Origin of the sequence: Bacteroides neonati (genome assembly GCF_000499785.1) — a bacterium.
Taxonomy (GTDB): domain Bacteria; phylum Bacteroidota; class Bacteroidia; order Bacteroidales; family Bacteroidaceae; genus Bacteroides; species Bacteroides neonati.
This window is the reverse complement of the sequence record NZ_HG726020.1, coordinates 1028159-1034304: the sequence shown is the minus strand read 5'-3', so window position 1 is coordinate 1034304 and position 6146 is coordinate 1028159. Positions and strand designations below refer to the sequence as shown.

At 46.3% G+C, this 6146-nt stretch carries 4 protein-coding genes; all 4 read right to left on the bottom strand.

Annotation, left to right across the window (positions count from 1 at the left end; genetic code table 11):
• Positions 1-56: 56 nt before the first annotated feature.
• The 4 genes from TY03_RS07340 to TY03_RS07325 all read right to left on the bottom strand — a co-directional run bounded on the left by TY03_RS07340 (position 57) and on the right by TY03_RS07325 (position 6109).
• Positions 57-671: an L-threonylcarbamoyladenylate synthase gene (locus TY03_RS07340; protein WP_042368639.1), complete on the bottom strand. Its 615-nt coding sequence runs from the start codon at positions 669-671 to the stop codon at positions 57-59.
• A gap of 2 nt (positions 672-673) precedes the next feature.
• On the bottom strand, positions 674-3217 hold the full coding sequence (locus TY03_RS07335) for an AsmA family protein (protein ID WP_042368637.1): 2544 nt from the start codon (positions 3215-3217) through the stop codon (positions 674-676).
• 93 nt (positions 3218-3310) lie between these two features.
• The gene (locus TY03_RS07330) at positions 3311-5317 is read right to left on the bottom strand and encodes an AAA family ATPase (protein ID WP_042368636.1); all 2007 of its coding nucleotides are present in this window, start codon (positions 5315-5317) and stop codon (positions 3311-3313) included.
• 6 nt (positions 5318-5323) lie between these two features.
• Entirely contained in the window at positions 5324-6109 is a 786-nt protein-coding gene (locus tag TY03_RS07325) for a Cof-type HAD-IIB family hydrolase (protein WP_042369283.1), read from the bottom strand.
• Between the last annotated feature and the right edge of the window lie 37 nt (positions 6110-6146).

Below are 6146 nucleotides of genomic sequence, written 5' to 3'. Positions count from 1 at the left end.
CGGTACCCGACAACACATGCGTGTGTATCCGGGAACCGTCTTTTTATATTCTCCATTTAGCTCTCTTCCAGCCACCCTTTTCCTTGTCTGAGTATTTCCGGATCATCGCCCGTACAATCGACTATGGTAGACGGTTCGGTCTCTCCAATACCGTCATCGATAACCAAATCGACCAACTCATGAAACTTTTCGTGTATAAGTTCCGGATCTGTCAGGTACTCCATGTCTTCGTTGGCTTCGTGGGGAAGCGTTGTTGTCATAATCGGTGCATCGAGCATGCGGGCTATCTCGCGGATGATGTGGTTATCCGGCATACGGATACCGACTTCTTTTCGGTTACGAAAGATCTTGGGCAGCCGATTCGTTCCGTTCAGAATGAACGTAAAGGGACCGGGCAGATTGCGTTTCATTAATTTGAATACGTTGTTGTTCACCTTGGCGTATTCGCTGATACTACTCAAATCATAGCAGATGATAGAAAGGTTGTTCTTTCGCGGATCAATATTCTTGATGCGACAGATACGCTCTATGGCACGTTCTTTGAGGCTGTGACACCCAATGGCATACATCGTATCGGTGGGGTAGATAATGAGCCCGCCGTCATTCAAAATATCTACAATCTCTTGCAGATCATTCGGATCATTGTTTTTTTCGTATAATTTGAGTAACATGCTTATTTAATTTTTTTCTTTAGAAAGTCCAACACCTTTTCTGTGGCTTTCTCGGTAACTTTCTGTTTGAGTGAATCTTTATTAGCGGTGATGGCCGAATCTAATCCCAACTTTTTGCCTAACTCGCCAACCGCCTTTTCGGCTACTGACTCTACTGCCTGATTGGCCATGCTCTTTGTATCGAGCGAAACTTTAGGTGAGGTAAATGTTCCTCCTATCTTTAGGTCGATGCTACTAATCTTGGCAAAGCCACCCATAGAGGCCGGTAATTTAACTTTGCCCGAGTAGTCAATGGTCTGATCGAGCCCCGTACTACCCGAGAGGTTAAGTACATAATCTCCCAATTTAATGTCAAACGGTTGAGTCGATACACGCCCTTCCTTGATGGTGAAGTTTAGCGTCATGTCCTTCACGTTCATTTCCTTTAATCCGGGTTTATTGATCGCCTGTGCTATCTGTTCAATGGCCTTTACACCACTCAGACTAAGGTCTTTGGTCGAAAGACTACCGTTGCCTTCCATGGTAGGAAGCATTGGGCTCATGTCGCTGTTGAGTAATGTTTGTATATTGAGCGATCCCGAATAGTTTCCTTTCAGATTTTCGAATATAGGTGCTATTTGGCGAGCCATATTCAGCTCTTTGTACGTTTGCGCAAAGCTTAGATTGGAGAGCTTGAAGTGAGCATTCATCTCGGGTTTGCTGAGGTCGGCAGTCGAATAATAACCATTCATGACCACATTGCCATCCATGGTATTCATCGATAGGTTCTTCATGTCTACCTTCCCGTCTTTAACGCGTAGCTGACCGTTCATCTGCGTAAACACCATCTGATCAAACAGTACTTTCTTTAAGTTGGCATCCATTTGGAAGTCAATGTTGCGAGGAATCTCAATGATACCCGAAGCCGATGCACTCTGGTTTGCAGAAGCGGTTGCAGTGGTGCCTTGCGGTGCTGCTTTGGCTGTACTGTCTGTTGGGGCAGTCTGCATAAAATCATTCAGATTCAAATAGTTGGAACGAATGTTGAGCGTACCTTTGAGCGTAGTTCCTTTCAGTGCGTAGCCCATATAGTTTTCGAAACGGCTATCGGCTGTGAGATCATTCTTTCCGATGTTGACAGTAGTCTCGCTCAGCTGCAAATACTTGGGCGTAAAGGTAAATAATGATTTGTGTATCTGTACCTCGGGCAGGTCTTTGAGTTGAAGGTTCATATCGGACAGGGCAATCGTTCCTGAGGCTTTTATCTGCTCATATTGCTCTTTCTCGATATTCGACAGTCGCCCGGCTACCTGCATATTGGCATTGATGGTACCGTTTAGCTTGATGCTGTCGAGCGGATATACATCTTTGATCATACCCAAGCGGAGCAATCCTTTGGCTTCGACTCTGAAGTCGGGATCGCTGACAGGTGTTTTAACCGAAGCGATAACACTAAAAGGATTGCCTGCCAATCGGAAACTAAATGGATTGACCGTAATAACGGTACCGTCGATAGGACCGCCCGGGTTCTGTATATTGGCTTGGATGTGTATCTGGTCGACCCCTGCCGGTAGCGACGGATAACGGAACATTCCATTCTTTACATTCAAATCTATATTGAATTGCGGAACGATGCTGTCGCCTTGCAGGGTGCCTTTGGCAGCAGCCGTCAATGTAGCTGTTCCTTCGGCTTTGAGCTGGGCAAATTCTTTGGCATAAAGTGCCGGAACGAGTGAAAGTATTTCTTTAAATCCAACTTCGTTGGTGTTTAATTTCAGATCCATGTCGATAACCGGATCTTTCATAGCTACCCATCCGTCGATATCCGCTTTGATGGCATTGAGTCTGATTTCATTGTCTTTGAACGTAAACTTATAATTGACCAGATCGGCGTCCAAATCCATCTTCGTATATATATTGGCATTGCTCAGGAGTGGAATTCCATCTGCACGATATGTAAAGGACTCTGTTTCTCCTTCGACTTGAAGCGTGGTACGTTCGCTACCCAAATCGCCTGCACACCGGGCATTCAGGTTCCGTATATCGGCATACATATCGGCCTGGCGGTCATCGTAAACGATATTCATACGTTTGATAATAAAATCTTCAAGTTTCACTTTGAAAGGAGACTCATCTGATGCTGCCTGAGTTGATGCCTGTGTGGTTGTATCGGGCTTCATAATGTCCCAATTCACTTTCCCGTTGGGCAATACAATGGCATGTACGGTGGTATTGTCAATCTGTATTTTGGAGATATCGTAGCCGTTGTCTCCAAAAAGCGAAAAGAGGTTGAAGGCAGCCACTACTTCGCCGGCCTGAATCAAGGTATCGTTGGCAAACTCGCCGGTTCCGCATATCCGCAGGTTACTTAACGTAACCGAGGCTTTGGGGAAGTTGCGAAACAAGCTGATATCAAGATCGCTGAAGTCGAACTTGGCATTCAACATTTTATTCCCTTCTGTTTTGACAAGGGTTTCTAGCTTTCCGCGAAAAGCGAAAGGAAGTAGAAACATGAGTATTAAAACTACGCCTATGACCGTCGCTGTTATTTTGAGGTTCTTTTTCATAATGATGCAGTTATTTAGGTAAGTATATAATGGCAAATTTAACAAAAAGTTTTCATAAATCACTCACGTTGAGTTAATTTATGATTAAAGTCATCATGCTTTCTTCTTTCTTAGCTCATCGGCGATGCGCCATTGTAAAGCTGCTTCTTCTTCTTTGCCTGCTTTCATCAGGGCATCTCCGAAGAGTTCGTGAGCCCCGGCATGTTCTTTTTTGAGAGAGGTCGCCTTGTCCAGATCGGCAATGGCTCCTTCGATATTATTGGTTTTCAGGCGGAGCTTTCCTCTGTTGTAAACGGCTTTAAAGTCTGCCCCATTGATCTTCACTGCCGTATTGAGGCAGTGTTCGGCATCGAAATACTCCTTGTCATTGTAATGCGTATTTCCTTTTCGTATCCAGGCATCGATATAATCGGGATACAGTTCGAGTGCTTTATCATAGTTGGCATGGGCAGCGCGGGCATCATGCGCTTGTGTAATACATTCATTACCCATCTGCAAGTATTCGCGTGCATATTTTTTCAGGTATTCCTGTTGCGCCCTCATCTGCTCTTTGAGTAGTTTATTTTGCTCTTTGAGGGTGTTGACTATGTGTAGCTTACGCTGTATCAGCCGGCGGGGAACAGGCTTCTCTATATCATAACGCGAATGAATGGCTTTGAAAAACTGTTCAAGGCACTCTTCCATATCTCCCCGGTCGAAAGCACGTGCAGCGGCTACATACTGTACATCGGCCTGTGCTTGTTTCAGTGCTTTATCTATGGCTTGGCGGTTATTGAAACGTTCGGAGAAGCTTACTATTTCTTGTCGCACAAAGATATCGGCGCGGTTGATCGGCTTCTTCAACTGAATACCTTCGAGTGAGGTGCAACGGCTCAAAGCCACATAAGCCTGTCCACCGGCAAATACCCCTCCGGTAAAGTCGATGACTACACGACTGAAGGTGAGTCCCTGACTCTTATGTACGGTAATGGCCCAAGCCAGCCGGATGGGATACTGTTTGAACGTGCCCAATACCTCTTCTTCGATCTCTTTCTTCTCTTCGTTGTAGCGATAACGGATGTTTCGCCAGGAGTCGAGCTTCACATCGCACTCTTTGCCCGTATCGGTAAGTACATAAATAGTACCCTCAATGGGGTCAATGCCGCTTACCACACCAATGGTACCATTGACCCACCGGCGTTCGTAGTCGTTTTTGATAAAGATGATTTGTGCACCGGGTTTTAATATAAGCTCCTTTGAAGTGGGCAGACTACTTTCGGGAAAGTCGCCCTCTATCTCGCCCATGAAGCTCATGGGGTCGCCCGGAAGTTCCAGTAGCTTCTTGTCGTTGATAAAGTCTACATTGTCGCGTCGGGTAGCCAAGGTGATGTACATATCCTCTTCGGAGGCTTCGATGCTGGTACCAAAGCGGGTGTTGAGTAACTGCAGGTCGGCCGCACCGGCTGTATTGGTACGAATATGATCGAGTACGCTGACAAATACCGCATCGGTTTGCCGGTATACCTTTTGAAGCTCAATCGAAACAAGGTCGATCTCCCCGAATACACGAGCCGAGAAGAAATAAGGGGTGGGGTAGAAGCGGTTCAGTATCTCCCGTTCATCGTTCTTAACCACCGGTTCGAGCTGAAACACATCGCCTACAAGCAGTATCTGTTTGCCACCGAAAGGTTCGCGCAGGTTGCGTGAATAAACCCTCAGTATACGGTCGACCGCATCGATGATATCGGCTCGCACCATCGAAATCTCGTCGATAATGACCAACTCTATCGATTCGAGTAGCTTGCGATGTGGTTTGGTATATTTAAAGAATTCGTGAATACGCCCCCGTTGCAGGCTTAAATTAGGATCGTCCGGCAGTAGCGGATGAAAGGGTAGTTTGAAGAAGCTATGCATGGTGCTTCCACCTGCATTGATGGCAGCAATGCCGGTTGGAGCAAGCACTACGTATTTCTTCTTCGTATGCTCGCAAATGTATCGCAGGAAGGTAGACTTACCCGTACCCGCCTTTCCGGTTAGAAATACCGATTGGCGTGTATACTGAATGAGGTTCAATGCATCTTGAAACTCTTTGTTTTGGGTGTCTACAACGGGTTTGGTCACGATATATTATATGATTTCGAAATGTTTCATCGCTTTCCAGATACCGTCTTCATCGACCGAGGCGGTTACATAGTCGGCTGCTTGTTTCACCACATCGTTGGCGTTGTCCATTGCCACACCGATAGCGGCATGGCGCAACATGCTGATATCGTTGCCTCCATCGCCAAAAGACATGGTTTCTTCCAACCGGATGCCAAAGTGGCGAATCATCTCATCGATACCCCGCTGTTTGGTGTTTCCTTTGGCGGTAATATCGGTGAAGGCCGGGAACCAGCGTCCCAGTTCGCAATTCGGTATCAGCGGGTGTATATCGACCTCTTCCTCGACGGTGATAAAGGGGCTCATTTGGAAGATAGACTCCCGGGTAGCCTCCTCAAAACTCTTTGTGGGAAGGGTCTCGACATGTAGGAAGTCATGAAAGATTTGAGTAACCAGCTCGTTGGGCTGACATACCGATATGCCGTGCTCCGTTACGAAGATGCAAGGAAATCCTTTTTGTCGGCTGACTTCTGCCATTGCACGCACATCGGCAGTAGGAATAGCACTTTTGTAAACCACCTCGTTTCCTACAAAGCAGTATGCGCCGTTCATCGTGATGTAGCCATCGATGAGTCCCTCTTCTTGCAAAGCGGTTAGGTTATTGATGATTACCTTCGGCCGTCCGGTGGCAATGAATATTTTAATATTCTTCTTGCGGGCAGCCTTGATGGCTTCGATAGTCGATGCCGGTATGGCATGCGTGTTGAAACTGACCAATGTTCCGTCAATATCAAAAAACAATGCTTTCGTCATGTGTGTACGTTCGTTTATCATTATGCATGCAAAAGTA